Consider the following 17,177-nt stretch of genomic DNA (forward strand, 5'->3'; position numbering starts at 1 on the left):
AAAATTACAGCGATCGCAATCAGTAAAGTAGGCAGACAAGCATTTCAATTTATCCACCAACAAACCGACGCGATCGCTATCTATTTAGAACGCATAGCAGCTTATTTCTTTTTCTCACGCTTCGGCTTTTCTGGTTTAACGGACTCAGCACCTGATTTTTGAGCTAGCTTTTCTTTTTCCTGCTTCAATTGATCCTGCGATCGCTGTTTGCCTTCTATGGCTTGCTGGTAATCTGGCTTGTATCGAATCGCCTTGTCATAAGAGGCGATCGCTTCTTCATACCGCTTTACGTTCAACAGCGCATTTCCCCGACTGAACCAGCTTTCGTAGTGATCTGGCTTGATAGCAACGGCTCGATTATAAGACGCGATCGCTTCTTGATATTGTTTCAAGTTATAAAGTAAATTGCCTCGATTGTACCAAATGAGGTAATCGCCTCGATTAAATTTTAAGGCTTGGTTATAGGAAGCGATCGCTTCTTCATATCGTTGTAATTGATGCAGCGACCAACCAATCCCGTACCAGCCTTTAGAGTAATTTGGCTGAATTTTAGTGACTTGGGTATACGAGTCAATTGCATCTTTATATTGCTGTAAATTTACTAATGCATTCCCTCGGCTATACCAAGCTTTGAAGTGATTCGGTTGAAATCTTACCGCCTTGTCATAAGATTCAATCGCGTCTTGATAACGTTGCAAGCTCATTAGCGAGTTGCCCCGATTGTACCAAGCTTGGGAGTAGTCGGATTTAGATTCTACAGCTTTGTCGTAAGACGCGATCGCTTCCTCATATTTTTGCAAATTATGCAACGTCCAGCCCCTACTGTACCAAGCTTGATAGTAGTCTGGCTTAAATTGCACCGCCTTATCAAAAGATTCAATTGCTTCTTGATATTGCTGTAAATTCGTCATTGTTTCGCCGCGACCATTCCAAACTTCTGGCGAATTGGGATTAATAGTTAAAGCTTTCTCGAAAGAATCAATTGCCTCTTTGTATTGCTCCAATTTATCCAGCACATAGCCGCGACCCGCCCAAGCTTCAAAGGATTCTGGGCTAATCTGAATGGCTTTGTCGTAAGCTTCAATCGCCTCTTTATATTTATTCAGACTGAATAGAATTTGACCGCGACCATTCCACGCTTCTAGGTATTCCGGTCTAATTTTAAGAGCTTTGTCATAAGCATTCAGCGCTTCCTCATTGCGATTTAACTCTGAAAAGGTTTTGCCTCGGTTATACAAGTCAGTTGCATTAGAAGAGTTAATAATATTAACCGTAAAAATAGTTGCGCCCGTTCCCAATCCTAGGACAATCGTTGAGATTAAAATTTTCCAAGGAAGGGAACGCGATTTTTTGCTTTTTTTCTGGCTTGTCGGACGAACGGGTGATTTTACAGAGGGTGCAACCATCATTGTGACACCTGTCGGGATCTTCAAAGCTTTGAGAGCTTGCAACGCTTCAGCAGCAGATTGGTAACGCTGCCGAAAATCATAACGCACCATTTTATCTAGAACATTTGCGAGAGCGGTGCTGACTGATGAATGGTTGCGCCAAATGATTTCACCCGTATTAGAATCTTCTGGTAATTCGTTAGGAAATAAGCCGGTGAGAGCCTGAATTCCTATCATGCCTACCGCATAGATATCACTGCTTAATTTGGGGTTTCCGTTCGCTTGTTCGCTCGGTAAGTAGCCTGGAGTACCAATGGCAACCGTAAAGCTAGTTTTCGCTCCCTTAATTATTTGAGTGCTAATTCGTTTAACTGCACCAAAATCAATTAAAACTAACTTGTTATCTGGCTTACGTCTGATTAAATTTCGAGGGTTGATATCGCGGTGGATAACATTTTGTTGATGGACAAATTCTAATATTTCCAGAATCTCTTGTAACAGAGAAATTACTTCATCTTCAGATAGCGGCGGGGTGACTCCACTGCTACCGCCTGTGGGGAGTTCCTGGCTAAGATCGCTACCTTCAATGAATTCTTGAACTAGATAAAACTCTTGATTTTCCTCGAAGTAAGCAAAAAGTCGCGGAATCCGATCGTGATTCCCTAACTGGTGCAGAACTTTTGCTTCCGTCTCGAAGAGGCGTCTTGCGGTTTGCAAAGTTTGGGGATCGGTTGCTTGAGGCTTGAGTAGCTTAACAACGCATCGAGGGGTGCCAGGAAGATACATATCTTGGGCAAGATAAGTTTGACCAAACCCTCCTCCTCCCAAGGAGTTAATGATTTGGTAGTGTCCTCCCAGTGTTTGTCCGATAACTAAGTTCATGTAGTTTCGTGGCAGTTAGCGTTAGGAAAGCGTCTTTGCAGAAAAATCGCGCAATCGTTGAAATCGATTTTGGCACAGAAAAACTTGCCTAACTCCACCTACATAGGTGAAAACAATCCATCAGGTGATTTGATGCGATCGCTTCGCTGGAAACACCGCAGCTTCCAGTCAACCCCCCCAAAGTGCGATCGCTCTCAGCTCAAACGTCTTTCTTAGGGTAGGCGATTGACTCTACCCATAGCAAGGGGATTGCTAGTGAGCTGAAACATACTTTTGTCAATATGCAACCAGGCTCTTTTGATAAAACTTAACCATAGGCATCTACCCAAATGATAAGAAAGTTTGTCTTTGCTACTCTTCTAGCCTTTTCAGCGCCCGTCGCTATCTCCACCTCAGGTCTTGCCCAATCTAACGCCCCAGGCACATCGACCACACCAGGCGTCACCACACCGACTACACCAGGCGTCACCACACCGACTACACCAGGCGTAACTACGCCAACTACACCAGGTGTTACCACACCGACTACACCAGGCGTAACTACGCCAACCACACCAGGTGTAACCACACCAATCACACCAGGTGTAACCACACCAGCCACACCAGGCGTCACCACACCAACCACACCAGGCGTCACCACACCGACACCGCCGACCGCACCAGGCGTAACCACGCCGACTATACCAGGTGTAGCCACACCAACCACACCAGGCGTAGCCACACCAACCACACCAGGCATAACACCGCCTGCTCTACCAGGGTTTCCACCCGTGATACCCGTAATACCGCCGGTCACACCAGGCGTCACACCGGCAATCCCGTCGATTACACCAGTCACACCACCCACGCCACCATTACAGTGAGCGAACGGTAAATCGGTGTCTGGAGATTAGTCTGTCAATGCTTATCTGAAAAGTAGGGGCTTTCCGACCCGAAAGCCTCTACAGACTGTCAAAACATTTTTGACACAGCAATAGACTTGATTTTTTTGACCCACAACAGGGGCGCAAGTTGAGAAATGCGCTCCTTTACTGTAGGCTTCTAAACGGTGTAGCGACGCTCAGCATGAGCGTATAGGCACAACAAAAGTGTAAATAGCTCTGTGGTTGAGAAACTGAGTTTCTGGTATCCGGGCGCGATTTTACATTGATTTGCGCTTAGCTGTACAGTACGTGTCACTGGCTTCCGGAAATAGATGTGAGTTGCTGAAAAAATTATCTAGATGTGTTTTTAAAATTCACTAGATAAAAAGCTGGCAATTTACTCCATGATCGGGAAACTACTAAAAGGGCGTTACCAAATTGTCCAACTCCTGGTATCTGGAGTTTTTGGACAGACCTATATTGCCGAAGACATTCACCAAGTAGGCAAGCCAAAATACGTTGTCAAGCACTTTAGTCTTGCAAGTTCAGACCCCAACAGTTTGGAAAGTGCAAGGCGTCGGTTCGTCAACGAAACAGAAATATTGACAAAACTTGGCACCCATAATCGAATTCCTCAGTTGTTAGACTCCTTTGAAGAAAACCAGGAATTCTATTTGGTACAAGAATTTATTCAGGGACATCAGCTGAGTGCGGAACTGCCAATAAGCAAAGGCTGCGTCAAACGCTGGACGGAAACCCAAGTGATTGAAATGCTGCAAGAAGCCCTGCGTATTCTGGCATTTGTTCACAGCCACGGCATTATTCATGGCGACCTGAAACCGAACAATTTAGTCAGACGCGCCGAGGATGGCAAGTTATTTCTAGTAGATTTTGGTGTAGCGCAGCCACAGCATTCAGGTTCCGATTTAGCACAGAGTAAAACGACTTTAGCGGTTGGTAGCTTAGGCTACATTCCCTCAGAGCAACTCATCGGACATCCCCGCCGCAATAGCGATATCTATGCTTTGGGAGTAATTGCCATCCAAGCCTTAACTGGTGTGGAACCGGCACAATTAAAAGAAGATCCTGAGACGGGTGAGCTGATCTGGCAGCACCTTTTTATCAGCAGTCTCTCGATGAGTGTCTTGAGCGATCGCTTAGTTTCTGTCCTGAACAAGATGGTACGCTACCACTTCAAAAGCCGCTACCAGTCAGCTTCGGAGGTACTGCAAGCTCTCCAGTCGTTAGACGGAAGCCAGAAGCCAGCAGTAGAGACAACCAACCAGCCACCCGTACAGAAGGCAGTTTTTAATCGTCAAAAAAAAGAAACTCACAAAGCCACAATTAAAGAATTTCCAACTCAAAAATCAAGGAAAGGCGAGAGAAATACTCGCTCTTACAAACCTCAACATTCTCCAATACTGACTGGGCTTGGAATCGGGATTGCAGCGAATAGTTTAGTAATAACAGGCGGACTTTATTCTCTGCTGAATGCTTTTCCGTCAGAGTCTTCATCAAACATTTTAGTTACAGCGAAGGACAAATATCAGACAGGAGATGTTCAAGGCGCGATCGCGCTAGCACAATCTATTCCCTCAGAAAGTTCTATCTATCCAGAAGCTCAAGCCACCGCACGCGAGTGGAGCCAAGAGTGGCATACCGCTGCTGCTCAATTTCAATCCGCCGAACAAGCATTTAAAGAAAGCCGGTGGTTAGATGTGCTAGAAGCAGCTCGTAAGATTCCTAAAATTTCCTACTGGCAAGAAAAAATAGCGCCACTTGTTCAGAAAACTCAACCCAAAATTGAAGCAGAATCTCAACAATTATTAAAAAAAGCCTACGAGCGAGCGGCAGAAAAAGACTTTACCAGCGCCCTAAACTATCTCAAACTCATTCCCCAACAAACGCCTGCTGGGGCAAAAGTTCAGACAAAGATTGCTGAATATACCCAAAAGCAACATATCAAAGCTGATTATCTGTTACAACAAGCCTACGAACGAGCATTCAGAACAGACTTTGCGGGTGCGTTAAATTATCTGCAACAGATTCCCCAAGACACCCCTACCTACGCCAGAGCTTTAGCCAAGAGTGCAGAATATACCGAAAAGCAGCACCTCCAAGCTGAAGCCGAAAAAAAGGCGGAAGCTCAAAAAGCAGCAGCTCAATCTGCTTCCCAGATTTCAGCAGAACGCCAAGATGCTAGAAGTCGGAAAGTCGGTGCAACGTATCGAGATATGAACCCTGGTAGCCGCCTCCAAGAAGTTACGCTAAGACTCATTCCCTAGCTCCCTCCAGAGTCTATTGCAACAGGTTCTGTTTTAAGGCTACGTTAAGGGAAGGTTTTCCACTGATGGGCTGCAATGAGTCAAAAGAACGAAGGGATAAAAATTCTTAGCGATAACCGGCAAGCCCGTTTCCTCTATGAAATTTTGGAAACCTATGAGGCGGGAATAGAGTTAACTGGCACCGAGGTTAAATCGATTCGTCTGGGTCAGGCCAATCTACGAGATGGCTATGCCCTGATTCGCAATGGTGAGATATGGCTGCTGAACGTCCACATTTCGCCCTACAAGGGCATCGGCGCATTTTTCAACCACGACCCTCGTCGCACTCGCAAATTGCTGCTGCACCGCCAGGAAATCCGCAAGCTGATTGGCAAGGTGGAACAGCAAGGTTTAACGTTAATCCCTCTGAAAATGTATTTGAAGGGGGGTTGGATTAAAATTAGTTTGGGTCTTGGCAAAGGTAAAAAGCTGCACGACAAGCGCGAAGACGTCAAGCGGCGCGATGATAAGCGCGATATGGAACGGGCGATGAAAAATTACTAATGAAATCGGGAAATTGGGAATTGACGTGAGTTTGGAATTAGAAACAGACAAAGACAGCTAGGTTGAAAGTGCTGGATTCGCATCTGCTTATCTGATACTCAGGAAAGATACTCAGGCAAGAAAAGTTCTGCGGCGTCGATAGCCCCCCGCTCAATTGGGGGACAAAAGACAAATTGAAAGTGAAGCGTCAACAAGCCGGAATTGGGATGAAGTTCTACTCCGCTCGCCAGAAGCGTCGCTCAAAGTTAATTTTGGCTGTGTGTCTCATCTCGTCGATAACGAATTCCATTCACTTCTAAAGTTGGATTGGCGGAGCTGTAGTTTTCCAGCTCTCGAACATCGTCATCAATATAGAAAATGGCTTGAATGGGACCATAGCGCTCTCGAATCGCCAACTCGATGCGCTCGGCAATCAGAGAAGCAATCCCCATAAATTCTGGATGCAGAATTAGATGCATCTGCACCAACACCAAACGCCCGACAATTCCTCGCGACTCAATCTGGTAACAGTGGGTGACGCCCCCAACCTGACGGGCAATTTGCGCCAAAACTTCGGGAGCGATCGCAGTCTGCTGCACCATCAACGGTAACTGCCAATTCACCACGTACCAACAACTTCTCACGGCTAGAAGAACCAAAAAAACTGCCAGCATTACGTCGAGCCAGAAAATTCCCCACATCACGCCTACCAAGCCTGCTACTACCAAGAGGGTTAGCCCCACATCCTTAAACAACTGAATGGAATTAAACCGCACAGCAGGGCTATTTAAAACTCTGGCTTGGTACACGCCGATGAGGGCGAGGACTAGGGTTGTGGAGACAACCACTCCTAGCAATTGAATTAGGGGTAGACTCACGGAGGTGGGATACGGGAGATCGACAACCCTGGTCGCAGCGACTAGCTGCTGGGCGGACATTCCCAGTAAATTTAAGCAAGCAAAGCCCAAAAAAGCCACGAGCAGAAGCGTTGCCACGCTTTCCAGTTTGCTATGACCATGCACTTCGCGCCCTGCTAGACGGTCGGGTGCGGCAGTGACGAGCAAACTCAACAGGATACTGAAGCTGGTAATCAGGGTGTGCAGCGACTCCGCTAGCAGGCTGAGCGATCGCGTTGTCCAACCTGCTGAAACTTTAATGGATAAAACGAACAAGGTGAGCCAAAGCGTCGCAAATAAAACCCGACGACTGGCGCGATAGCGATTCTTTGCCTCGGTCATAGCCTTTTAAGGAGTTATTAGTTTTTGGTTGTTAGTGTTTAGAAGTTTGGTTACTCTAGCAACGAACAACGAACAACGAACAACTCATGTCAAACCCTTCTTTTTCTAACCAGGTAGTTGAGGTCAACTCTCCCGGTTTAGATGCCAAGGCGATTCGATTATTAGTTTTAGACATTGATGGCACGATTGCCGGTGTATCCAACACTATCAGAGAACCTGTACTTCGGGCAATTCGTGCCGTTCAAGCAAAGGGTATTCACGTTGCGATCGCGACAGGTCGGATGTATCGTTCTGCTTTGCGCTTCCATCAACATGTTGGCTCCACATTGCCTGTGATGGCTTATCAAGGTGCTTGGATTCAAGACCCCATCAGCCAGAAAGTTCTGCGTCACTCGCCTGTTTCTGAGCCAATGGTATTGCAACTGTTGGAACACTTTGAGGAACCGGAATTGCGATCGCTACTTTCCGTCCACTTCTACATCAACGACCAGTTGTATGTCAGAGAACTGACATCGGCAACCAAAGCTTACTCAGAACGCTCCGGCATCCAGCCTATCGTTGTTGGCGACCTGCGGAATACCCTCTCGATTGCTGAACCGACGAAAGTTTTGGCGCTCTGTGACGATGCAACCGTGATTGAAAATTTGCTCGGAACGTTACGAAAGCGTTACACCCCAGCCGAACTTTACTTGACCACCTCTGTTGCGACTTTCTTTGAAGCGACTCACCCTAGTGTGAATAAAGGAACAGCAGTGCGTTACTTAGCCGAAGAGATATTAGGGCTAGACGCCGCTAATGTCATGGCGATTGGCGATAACTTTAATGATTTGGAGATGCTTGAATACGCTGGGATTGGTGTTGCGATGGGGGATGCACCCGCAGAGGTTCAAGCGATCGCTCAGTGGGTGGCTCCTAGTGTAGAGAAAGATGGTGCCGCCGCTGCCATTGAAATGTTTCTACTTTAAAACCCTTTAGATCAGAAAGAGGACCGACGACTGGCCGTGTTTCGTCTCGGTCCCCTCACTGGTTCGCTCCTCACACAAGAGCAATAGTATTGCATATCATTCCATTTGTCTAGTGCTTTTTCCAAAATTTTCTAACTAGGGGTAGGCGGTGGTACGACTAAAGTTCGATGGGTGCCAAGATGCCCAGCCTGTCTTGCAACAGGGATTTCAAAATTGCGCGAGTTACTCCCACTAACCCCAATCTTGCCTGCGCCAGATGAGGCATCTGAGTCTTGACTTCGCCAAAAATGCGACATTCACGCTCAAAGGTTTCAAAAGCCTGAGTCGCATCAAACGCCCGTTTTCCCCACTTCAGTTGATTCATGCCCCCCAGTTCATCTAGCAACCCGAACAACTGGGCGATCAAGTGGCGTTCTGCTGGATGAATCAACTGGAGTTGCCCGTCCGCAGTCAGCCAAGGAATTGGCTGTGGGTAGACTAGCATCAGTGCAGGCGAGTCATTGAGCTGGATTATCTTCTCCCGGTGCCCTAAGCGCAGCAAAGAGCAGCAACGGGCATGGATGTACTGTACTTTTGAAAGACTTGATAGGGGTTGGGGGTAAGTCATCGGTACCCGGTAATCGGGAATTGGTAATAGGTAATTGGGAACTCCCTGGCTTTGACTCACCCCTACTACCAAAAGCTGCAACCAACGGGCTATTTCCGTATCGGTGAGTTGGAAATCAATGAAACCGGGAGGAATCACTTGAATTGTCAAATTTTGTAAACCCACCTTTCCCTGAGCGTCATCGACGCTAGTACAGAGATAGGCAGCTAGCTCAGTTGCAATTTCCAATGCTGGCAGGTGCCAGAGAGCTGCAAATTTGAGGGCGACACTCGACCTGTATCGGATGCCTTTACCCTCCTGAAATCGCTGGAGAGGGATTTCAGCGCCGCTCATCAACTCAGCCAACGGCGTATTTTCCTCTGGCGGATGTGAAGCGATCGCGTCCTTGTCGAGAAGGTATCTTTCTCTGTACAAACCGATAGCTGCTTGTAGCTGAATAAGCATCTGTTGCTTCAGCGATGGGTAATGAACAGCCGGTAAATTCACCTTCACACTCACTCCCTTTGAAAGGCGTATTTCGCTTATCTAGTCTAGTTTTATGACCTCTACCTAAGGTTAGAACTTTCCCAGAATAATATCTAACTCAAGCAGACGCGTGAGGAAGTATTTTTTGCTACCTTGTAAGCTTGGTAAAATTTATAAAAGATCATCGCTTGCCACTTATGCAATCACCATCCTCCACATCAGAGGTATCACGACCGTTTTTAACCTGGCAACGGATTCTAGACTGGGCGCAGGAACACTACCGTTATCGGACTTTCAGTAAAGATGAGCGAATTCCAGCTAGACCAGGACTTTTGTATTTAGTCCAACGGGGTGCCGTCCGCTTAGTCGGTACGGCTCAAGTTAGCGCTAACACCAGTTCTTCCGCGGCTAAAGTTCTGCGTTTGAGTCCAGAAGAAGCTTTTTTAGGCTTTGTGGGTGCAGGACAACCGTTTGAAATTGTTGCCCAGTCACCGTTTACTCTTCAGGCTTATGCCCACGTCGATCAAACTTCTGTAGTTTGGATGTACTGGCATGACCTGGACAACTGGCCTCACTTCCGTCGCGAAGTATTTGATGCGTTCCGGTATCAGCACCAGCGCAAGCTACTGTGGCTGAGTACCCTAGGACAGCGACGGACAATCGATCGGCTGTTGGGATTTCTGACACTGTTAATCGAAGAATTTGGCGAACCCCAAGATAGCGGTTACTGTCTGCCATTTCCCCTGACTCATGCCCAAATTGGCAGTGCCATCGGTTCTACCCGTGTCACTGTGACTCGCTTAATGGGTAAGTTACGTCAAAAAGGATTAATCAGAACTCAAGGGGATAATTTGCTCTGTTTACCTGCGTCTGCTTTGAGTGTTAACAATAATTAGCTTTTTGAGCCGATTGCCATCAGTTTGTTGTCCTGATGATTGCCCTTTCATGGCTACCAACCTATTAAGGACGAAGGGGTGCAAAATCGTAGCCGGTACCGGAGGTGGTACCCGGTTGAATGCGGACGAGAATGACGGCAGCATTGCGATCGCCTGACGGTAAAAACCGGACGATGCCCGATGCCCCAGTAGACGAAAAATCCGATGCAATTAGGGATTTTTGGACTCCGATTCGGGTAGGATTGCGCTGCAAGGCTGCAATCAAAGCCTGGGTAGCGTCATAAGACAAAGCGGTACGCCAACTGACATCGCCACCCCAGAGTTGTCGGGATTGGCGGGGAAAGTTAGAAGTCGGATCGCCATTGATATGCCAAGGCACTGCCAGCACCATCTCAACTGCTGCCTCACCGCCCACTTCCAAAGTCTTGGGTGTGTAAACATCATCTCCCCCCAAGAGCTTTAATCGTTTGCGATTTAGCTGCACGACTTGCAGGGCTTTGTCTAAAGTGTCGGTATTCGCTGCTAACATTAGCACCTGGGCACCTTGAGCGATCGCTAGCTCAATACTCCTAGCAGCACTAAAACCCGGTTCGGATAAGTCAAACTCATTCGATACTTGCCCGCCTCCTAAAGATACGGCAGCGACAAATTCCGATTTCAGCGATTGGCTATAAGCACTCCGGGAATTAAAGAAAACGGCTGCATTTTTCCGTTGCAATTTGTTGAGCATATAGTCAGATAATGCCCTGGCTGCTACGTAGTCACTGGGAACTGTCCGAAAAACGTAGCGGCTAAAACCGGAAAGTTTAATTGAGGTGCTGGTCGGGGAAATGATGACTAATTTGCCATCGTTATAAGTAGTTCCTGCCGCCAAAGTGACATCGCTCGAATAAGGGCCGATAACACCTAACACTTCTGGATTATTGACCAAGGCGGTAGCAATTTGTTTGGCAATTTCTGGATTATTATCGTCATTCGCGATCGCTACTTTTACCGGAATTCCTTTAATTCCCCCAGCTTGATTAATTTCAGTTTGAGCTTGAGCGACGCCCCGCAACATTTCTAAAGCTCCATTTACATCCGTGCCAATTGGCACAGAGACAGCAATGGTGTAGCTGATTTGCTTGCCGACCCGGGCATTATTGAGATAAATTAAAGTTTCTGGATCGTTGCGATTCCCTTGGAGGGATGATTGGAAGTTAGCGATCGCGCTAGCAAAATCCCCGCTTGCAAATGCTTGCACTCCTGCTTGTTTCTCGGAGTTAGCATTCGCCGTTGCTAAAGATTTTTCCCCTATACTAATTCGAGTGCTGATAGAACCTGGTGCGATAGGAACTGGACTTGATTGCACCGAATCAGGGTTTCCCGGAGCAATTGGGGGACTGGAATTGCTCTTAAACCACCAATAACCAGCCCCCAACAGACCTGCTGTAATCAATAGGGACAGAACAAGAACCGTTGTTTCATTTTTATGGGACATGGATGGTTAAGCAGGAAGAAATAGGTCTTATTGATAAGTCTAATTAAATTCTTTTTCTCGTTGAAATATTTAGTTTAAATCACGTTTTAAACGAGAGTAATTAGCGGAGCCTAACAAATCCAGCCTCAGAAATCAGTTGCTGTCCTTGTTCTATCTGCAACAAATTTGCATAAGCTTCACCCGCTTGCTGTTCTCTCTGACCATTCTGTTTAACAATCACAAATAGCTTCCGAGTCAGGGGATATTGACCCGTTTGAAAAGCCTGAATATTCAGCTGATTGCGTTGACTAGGGCACGTTTGCAGCGGCACAAAAGGCTCTTGGTAAGGCGTTACAAATTCACCCGCTCTCCGCCCAACTGGCAAAGGCTTGATACTACATTGTGGAACCACTTCAGGCGCAGAAGCAAAGTAAATTCCTCCAGGGCTACCACCAAGTTTTTGCAGTGCTTGAGTCGTGGTAGAGACAAATTCAACATTGGCACTAAAAGGTTGACCGTTCAAAACTTCTTCCACAAATAGTTCCACCGTTCCTCCAGCATTTGGGGAACGAGAATAGGGTTTAATTGGGATATCTGGGCCGCCTAATTCTTGCCAATTAGTAATCTTGCCCGTATAGATAGATTTCAACTGCTCTAAGGTCAAACCTTGAATATTCAGGTTTGGGTTAACCGCGACTGCCAATCCGTCAATTGCGATCGCAATCTCTTTAAGCCCGAACCCTCGCTGCTGTGCCTGGTTATACTCGCTCGTCAGAATCGGTCGCGAAGATTGGGCGAAGTCTATTTTCCCGTCTAGTAACATTCTGATGCCAGCGCCAGAGCTAGCAGGGCCGGTATTTGGCTCAACATAGCGCAGCCGAAACTCAGGTCGCGCCGCTTGCATCCGCGAGTCTACTGCGAGTCGAATCGGTGCCCAAGAGGTGCTGCCACCGTAGCTAAACAGCCCAGTAGGAACGTTCTGCACTTGGGGAAAGCTTTCACCCGTGGAGGGTGTTGAGCGATTGGGCTGATTTTCCCGATCGTTGGCAGCAGAATCGCTAGGATTGGTGGTTTGGTTTAAACGACCGAGGTCAACACCAGACCGCTTGGTAAACCACCAAAAGCCAGCGCCTAATAAAGCAGCAGTGAGCAGGAGGGCTAAGACGAGAACCGTGGTTTCGTTTTTTTGGGACATGATGGTTACTCAGGAAGCTCACGATTAGCTTAGAGAAAATTAGCCAGTAATTTATAAATTAGGCGAAATAGAGCCGTCACTGCGATCGCGCCTGCTCCAGCCAACATAGCCACAAAGACGACTATCTCAAGGGGAAACCCGTCTCGCAAAACGGGAAAAAACAGCATAATCGCCAGAGTTATTCCTGCAATAATGAATAAATCCAATTTTTCAATGAAGCGGCGGTATTGAGCAAACAATAGACCCCCAATCATCATCCCCAACAATCCAACGCTCAGCCCTGGGGATGGCAGCAAACTACCCAAAGCAATAAATAACAATCCGCCTTCAAACCCCGTAAAAGCTGCCCCACCTAAAACCTCCAGTAGAGAAAATCTCGGTCGAGAGGCGGGTTGAGAAATGGGGGCGGGTGGCTGAGGAGTCGGGGCTGGAGTAGGAGGCGCGGCAGGGGCGGCTGGAGCGGCGACGCGGGTAGGCATCTGAGTCGGTGGTGCCGGAGGCGCAGGGGGCGGTGATGAAGTCAGGGCGTGCAGCACTTCATCCGCAGACTGAAACCGTTGATTCGGCGCACTCAAGAGCATCTGGTCTAAAATATCGGCGAAGCGATTCCACTCACTGGCTACCGCTGCGGTAGCGATCGCACCCGCATGAGGTCTCCAATTCCACTGGTTTGTATAGACATCAAATAACTCAGTTGCCTGCTTGCCCGTGAGTAGGATAATGCAAGTCACCGCCAAGGCATACAAATCCGTTGAAGGATAGACTTGACCCCCAGCCATTTGCTCTGGCGGTGCAAAACCCATTGAATAAATTCCGGTTGACGATCCACCAGGCGTTGCCTTCGTCACCTGCTTAACAGCACCAAAATCTAAGAGATAAAGCCGACCGTTGCGATGGCGCATAATGTTGGAAAGCTTGATATCTCGGTGGATGGAGCCGCTATCATGAACAAACTTTAGCACCGGGAGGATTTCTTGCAGCACGAATAACACCTCGTCTGGGGAGAACTTCCCCTTCTGCGCCAGTTCCTCTTCCAAATTATGTCCATCGATGAATTCTTGGACCAGATAAAAAAACTTGTCCTGTTTTCCCGGTTGAATGCTGGGAACTGTGATATCAAAGAAAGCAAACAAGTCGGGAATTTGAGGATGGCTGCCGAGTTCTTCTAAAACTTCTCCTTCCCGTGCAAATAGATTTTGGGCAATTTGTAGCTGATCCGGCGTTAAATCCCCCACCGGCTGAAACTGTTTGACGACGCATCGGCGCATTCCAGGCGTGCGGCGATCGCGTGCCAAAAACGCTGCACCAAATCCCCCTCGTCCTAACAGCTTTGCCGATAGATACCGACCATCTAAAATCAGCTGCATTCCACAGGCGGTGCAATACTTCTGTTGCACCGTTTTGACAAGGTTGTTGTCATCAAGATCGGCAAAAAAGTTCAGGGGACGAGGGCAGCCGGGACGGGTACAGTAAATTTCCATGAGGAGTTACTGGTCAAATCCTAATCGATGGTTGCTAATTGCTAATTGTTTAAGAGCTAGTAGCCATACTTCCATTCGCGATTAGCAACTAACAGATGGCTAATACTGGAATTAACTGCCTGCGGAGTTAGGAGCAGCTGCCTTGAACCCATCGGCTTCGATTGGAGTGGATGCTTCCATTTCTCTCCCCCATCCGGGGGAGGCAAAGGCAGGTAAAATTTCTTGGCTAAACGCTTCTGCTGCTTTGGAGCGGTAGCGATTTGGGTTCACAATCACCCATAGCATCCGCTTGACCACTACCTCTTCAATTTTTGCGTAGTGGAGGATGCCCATTTGCAACTCTTTTTCGATCGCCGATAGGGAGACAAACGACGCCCCAAGTCCTGCCTGCACGGCATTTTTAATTGCCTCAATCGAGTTAAGTTCCATCTCTATTTTGAGCCGTCGGGTATCGATACCGCAGCGAGTTAGCACTTGGTCAATCACCTTGCGGATGGTGGATTGGGAGTCTAAGGCAATGAACTGCAATTTGTAAAGATCGTCTTTTTGGATAGTCCCAATTTTGGCGAGGGGATGTAAGGCTGGCAAGATCAGCGCTAGTTCATCTTCAGCATAAGGAATAATTTTTAGTGCTTCTTGTAGTTCGGACGGAACCTCTCCCCCAATGATTGCCAGGTCAACTTGCCCGTTGGCGACACTCCACGCCGTGCGGCGCGTCGAGTGAACGTGTAATTGTACTGCTACATCTGGATACTGCTGGCGGAACATCCCAATCATTCGGGGCAGTAAGTAGGTTCCTGTCGTCTGCGAAGCTCCTATAATCAGGGTGCCACCCTGGAGATTTTGCAAGTCTTCAATGGCGCGGCAGGTTTCTTGACAAAGCGTCAAGATTTTTTCGCCGTAGCTGAGAAGTAGGTGCCCTGCTTCCGTCAGTTGTGCCCTGCGTCCTCCCCGGTCAAACAACGGCACATCCAACTGCCGCTCTAAGTTTTGGACTTGGAGGCTGACAGCGGGTTGCGAGACGTACAGGCTATCGGCGGCACGCTTGAAGCTTCCCTCGGCGGCGATCGCTTTAAGAATGCGGAGTTGGTCTAAAGTGAAAGGAAGGTCAGACATACAGGCTTTACCTGAAAAGGGAAAGGAGCGACTGAGGCATAAAGCTCGGCGATCTGTTAGCTTTTTGTCGGTTGTCAGTTGTCAGTTGTTGGTTACTGCTGACATTTGACCGATGACCCATCACCAATGACCGAAGGATCGCTAAGCGCTCTCTTGCGAGAGATGGGGCTGGACTCAAGCGATTGATAGCCCACTTCGTTGTAAAGCCTCTCAGTCATCGACAGTAACACAACACGAGATCAAGTCTCTCAGGGAATACTTGGGGGGTCTATTTTCTACTGGAAATTACGTAAAAGTTTATGAATTTCTTTCGCGTTCTGACTCCTAGCCACTACATAATGCTGGGACTGCTTTTTGGGTTTGCGATCGCTCACAGTGGTCTGGCTGCACTGCGTCCTTGGGGCGAAAAAAAAATCGGCCCCCGCCTCTACCGCATCTTATTTGCCCTCGTCAGTCTTCCTCTAGCAGTGGTGTTGATCGTTTACTTCATTAATCATCGTTATGATGGGCTGCAACTGTGGCAAGTTCAGGGCGTCCCCGGCGTTCAGTCGGTGGTGTGGGTGCTTTCGGCTATCTCATTTCTGTTTCTTTATCCAGCAACTTTCAACTTGCTAGAAATTGCCGCCATCGAAAAGCCTCAAGTGCATCTTTACGAAACCGGCATTATCCGTATCACTAGGCATCCCCAAATGGTTGGACAGGTGATTTGGTGTATTGCCCATACGCTTTGGGTCGGCACGACTTTTACCCTCTTAACTTCAGTAGGGCTAGTGCTGCATCATTTATTCGCAGTTTGGCATGGCGATCGCCGTCTCTTGGCTCGCTATGGGGAAGCTTTCGAGGCTGTGAAAGCTCGCACCTCTGTTGTCCCCTTCCAGGCACTCCTGGAAGGGCATCAAACCCTGAAATGGCAAGAGTTTCTCCGCCCTGCGTATCTGGGGGTCACTGCTTTCATTCTGCTGTTGTGGTGGGCGCATCCCTGGTTGATCCAGGCGACAGGTGTTGTCAGATGGTAGTGTGAGTTCCGCAATTATGCTGAGCCACGCGATCCCAAATGGATGTAGCATGATTCCAAATAACTTTCAGCTTAATTACGCTCTGGTTCTACCGCCTTAGCTTCCCCATAGATGCCTAGACGTAGTAGATACGCACTGGCATACCAGTTGCGCTAGAGTAAGCTGAAGGATTTTACTTCATTGTTTATTGTTCCACTTCCTCCTTTTGGCTGACTTTCAATAGTAAAAGCGAATAAAACTAGAGGGATCATGGTGCTTTCTGTTAACGAACGGACGTTTACACAAGAAGTTTTAGAATCTTCCACCCCAGTCCTAGTTCATTTTTGGGCACCCTGGTGTGGATTATGTCGGCTAATTAACCCCCTCCTGACTAGAGTTCAATCCGAATGGGGCGAACAAGTCAAATTAGTTGGAATTAATGCCGATCAAAATTTAAAACTGGCGAATACTTATCGCCTCCAGACTCTACCCACGATCGTTCTGATTGAAAACGGCAAGGTAGTTCACCGCATTGATAGCTTTCAAGGGCGGGATGATTTACGCATGGCATTAGAAAAAATTATGGTAAGTTATTTGCCAAATTCTGCCTGAAGTTGGAGATAGCTGCTCCTATCCAAGACAAATAGGACTGACGCAGAGATCCCCTTTACATCCGCCGATAAAGTAGGGAATTGTCCGGTTCCCCGTTTTCAAGGGGGGTTTGGGGGATCTCGGTTTCAAGCTTTCAGTGCGTAAATCCCGATCAATTTTTTCGCTGCTTGTAACTGTTCAACCTGAATGCAACGTTTTACCCGTTCTT

Annotated in this window: 15 protein-coding genes; 7 read left to right on the forward strand and 8 right to left on the reverse strand. The window is 47.7% G+C overall.

What is annotated here, in order from left to right; genetic code table 11:
* Positions 1-101: 101 nt before the first annotated feature.
* Complete coding sequence (locus NDA03_RS00920) at positions 102-2,270, reverse strand: tetratricopeptide repeat protein (protein ID WP_348237038.1); 2,169 nt, start codon at positions 2,268-2,270, stop codon at positions 102-104.
* A gap of 69 nt (positions 2,271-2,339) precedes the next feature.
* Here NDA03_RS00920 and NDA03_RS00925 point away from each other — a divergent pair, with 69 nt between their 5' ends.
* Entirely contained in the window at positions 2,340-2,486 is a 147-nt protein-coding gene (locus NDA03_RS00925; RefSeq protein ID WP_190413174.1) for a hypothetical protein, read from the forward strand.
* Positions 2,487-2,577: 91 nt separating this feature from the next.
* Here the strand turns inward: NDA03_RS00925 and NDA03_RS00930 are convergent, their stop codons facing one another.
* Positions 2,578-3,108: a hypothetical protein gene (locus NDA03_RS00930; protein ID WP_348237039.1), complete on the reverse strand. Its 531-nt coding sequence runs from the start codon at positions 3,106-3,108 to the stop codon at positions 2,578-2,580.
* A 429-nt stretch (positions 3,109-3,537) separates the two neighbouring features.
* Here NDA03_RS00930 and NDA03_RS00935 point away from each other — a divergent pair, with 429 nt between their 5' ends.
* Together NDA03_RS00935 and smpB are read left to right on the forward strand one after the other, a co-directional pair.
* Positions 3,538-5,418: a serine/threonine-protein kinase gene (locus NDA03_RS00935; RefSeq protein ID WP_348237040.1), complete on the forward strand. Its 1,881-nt coding sequence runs from the start codon at positions 3,538-3,540 to the stop codon at positions 5,416-5,418.
* Positions 5,419-5,493: 75 nt separating this feature from the next.
* Entirely contained in the window at positions 5,494-5,961 is a 468-nt protein-coding gene (smpB, locus tag NDA03_RS00940) for an SsrA-binding protein SmpB (protein WP_190413167.1), read from the forward strand.
* A gap of 245 nt (positions 5,962-6,206) precedes the next feature.
* Here smpB and NDA03_RS00945 read toward each other — a convergent pair whose 3' ends face one another.
* Positions 6,207-7,178: a cation transporter gene (locus NDA03_RS00945; protein WP_348237041.1), complete on the reverse strand. Its 972-nt coding sequence runs from the start codon at positions 7,176-7,178 to the stop codon at positions 6,207-6,209.
* An 86-nt stretch (positions 7,179-7,264) separates the two neighbouring features.
* Here NDA03_RS00945 and NDA03_RS00950 point away from each other — a divergent pair, with 86 nt between their 5' ends.
* A complete protein-coding gene (locus NDA03_RS00950) occupies positions 7,265-8,143 on the forward strand; it encodes a Cof-type HAD-IIB family hydrolase (protein ID WP_190681733.1) in 879 nt (292 codons plus the stop codon).
* A 157-nt stretch (positions 8,144-8,300) separates the two neighbouring features.
* Here the strand turns inward: NDA03_RS00950 and NDA03_RS00955 are convergent, their stop codons facing one another.
* Positions 8,301-9,242, reverse strand: a complete 942-nt coding sequence (locus tag NDA03_RS00955) for a hypothetical protein (protein WP_348237043.1) — start codon at positions 9,240-9,242, stop codon at positions 8,301-8,303.
* Positions 9,243-9,412: 170 nt separating this feature from the next.
* On the opposite strand from NDA03_RS00955, the gene NDA03_RS00960 reads away from it, so the two are divergent.
* Positions 9,413-10,111 carry a Crp/Fnr family transcriptional regulator gene (locus NDA03_RS00960; RefSeq protein ID WP_190413159.1) on the forward strand — a complete coding sequence of 233 codons (699 nt, stop codon included), beginning with the start codon at positions 9,413-9,415 and terminating at the stop codon, positions 10,109-10,111.
* Positions 10,112-10,175: 64 nt separating this feature from the next.
* Here NDA03_RS00960 and NDA03_RS00965 read toward each other — a convergent pair whose 3' ends face one another.
* The 4 genes from NDA03_RS00965 to NDA03_RS00980 all read right to left on the reverse strand — a co-directional run bounded on the left by NDA03_RS00965 (position 10,176) and on the right by NDA03_RS00980 (position 15,362).
* Entirely contained in the window at positions 10,176-11,591 is a 1,416-nt protein-coding gene (locus NDA03_RS00965; RefSeq protein WP_348237044.1) for an ABC transporter substrate-binding protein, read from the reverse strand.
* Between the two features lie 100 nt (positions 11,592-11,691).
* Positions 11,692-12,765, reverse strand: coding sequence for a PstS family phosphate ABC transporter substrate-binding protein (locus NDA03_RS00970; RefSeq protein WP_190413155.1), 1,074 nt, complete (start codon positions 12,763-12,765; stop codon positions 11,692-11,694).
* 29 nt (positions 12,766-12,794) lie between these two features.
* Entirely contained in the window at positions 12,795-14,246 is a 1,452-nt protein-coding gene (locus NDA03_RS00975; protein ID WP_348237045.1) for a protein kinase, read from the reverse strand.
* Between the two features lie 111 nt (positions 14,247-14,357).
* A complete protein-coding gene (locus NDA03_RS00980; protein WP_190413151.1) occupies positions 14,358-15,362 on the reverse strand; it encodes a LysR family transcriptional regulator in 1,005 nt (334 codons plus the stop codon).
* A gap of 299 nt (positions 15,363-15,661) precedes the next feature.
* Between NDA03_RS00980 and NDA03_RS00985 the strand changes: the two genes are divergently transcribed.
* A complete protein-coding gene (locus NDA03_RS00985) occupies positions 15,662-16,378 on the forward strand; it encodes an NnrU family protein (protein WP_190413149.1) in 717 nt (238 codons plus the stop codon).
* Positions 16,379-16,627: 249 nt separating this feature from the next.
* Complete coding sequence (locus NDA03_RS00990) at positions 16,628-16,969, forward strand: thioredoxin domain-containing protein (RefSeq protein ID WP_190413147.1); 342 nt, start codon at positions 16,628-16,630, stop codon at positions 16,967-16,969.
* Positions 16,970-17,177 lie beyond the last annotated feature (208 nt).

Origin of the sequence: Trichocoleus sp. Lan (assembly GCF_039961855.1) — a bacterium.
GTDB lineage: Bacteria > Cyanobacteriota > Cyanobacteriia > Cyanobacteriales > FACHB-T130 > FACHB-T130.

Bases quoted from the DNA above. Each gene is read 5' to 3' on its own strand.
- NDA03_RS00920 (WP_348237038.1), bottom strand. From the start codon at position 2,270: ATGAACTTAGTTATCGGACAAACACTGGGAGGACACTACCAAATCATT.
- NDA03_RS00935 (WP_348237040.1), top strand. From the start codon at position 3,538: ATGATCGGGAAACTACTAAAAGGGCGTTACCAAATTGTCCAACTCCTG.
- smpB (WP_190413167.1), top strand. From the start codon at position 5,494: ATGAGTCAAAAGAACGAAGGGATAAAAATTCTTAGCGATAACCGGCAA.
- NDA03_RS00945 (WP_348237041.1), bottom strand. From the start codon at position 7,178: ATGACCGAGGCAAAGAATCGCTATCGCGCCAGTCGTCGGGTTTTATTT.
- NDA03_RS00950 (WP_190681733.1), top strand. From the start codon at position 7,265: ATGTCAAACCCTTCTTTTTCTAACCAGGTAGTTGAGGTCAACTCTCCC.
- NDA03_RS00960 (WP_190413159.1), top strand. From the start codon at position 9,413: ATGCAATCACCATCCTCCACATCAGAGGTATCACGACCGTTTTTAACC.
- NDA03_RS00965 (WP_348237044.1), bottom strand. From the start codon at position 11,591: ATGTCCCATAAAAATGAAACAACGGTTCTTGTTCTGTCCCTATTGATT.
- NDA03_RS00970 (WP_190413155.1), bottom strand. From the start codon at position 12,765: ATGTCCCAAAAAAACGAAACCACGGTTCTCGTCTTAGCCCTCCTGCTC.
- NDA03_RS00975 (WP_348237045.1), bottom strand. From the start codon at position 14,246: ATGGAAATTTACTGTACCCGTCCCGGCTGCCCTCGTCCCCTGAACTTT.
- NDA03_RS00980 (WP_190413151.1), bottom strand. From the start codon at position 15,362: ATGTCTGACCTTCCTTTCACTTTAGACCAACTCCGCATTCTTAAAGCG.
- NDA03_RS00985 (WP_190413149.1), top strand. From the start codon at position 15,662: ATGAATTTCTTTCGCGTTCTGACTCCTAGCCACTACATAATGCTGGGA.
- NDA03_RS00990 (WP_190413147.1), top strand. From the start codon at position 16,628: ATGGTGCTTTCTGTTAACGAACGGACGTTTACACAAGAAGTTTTAGAA.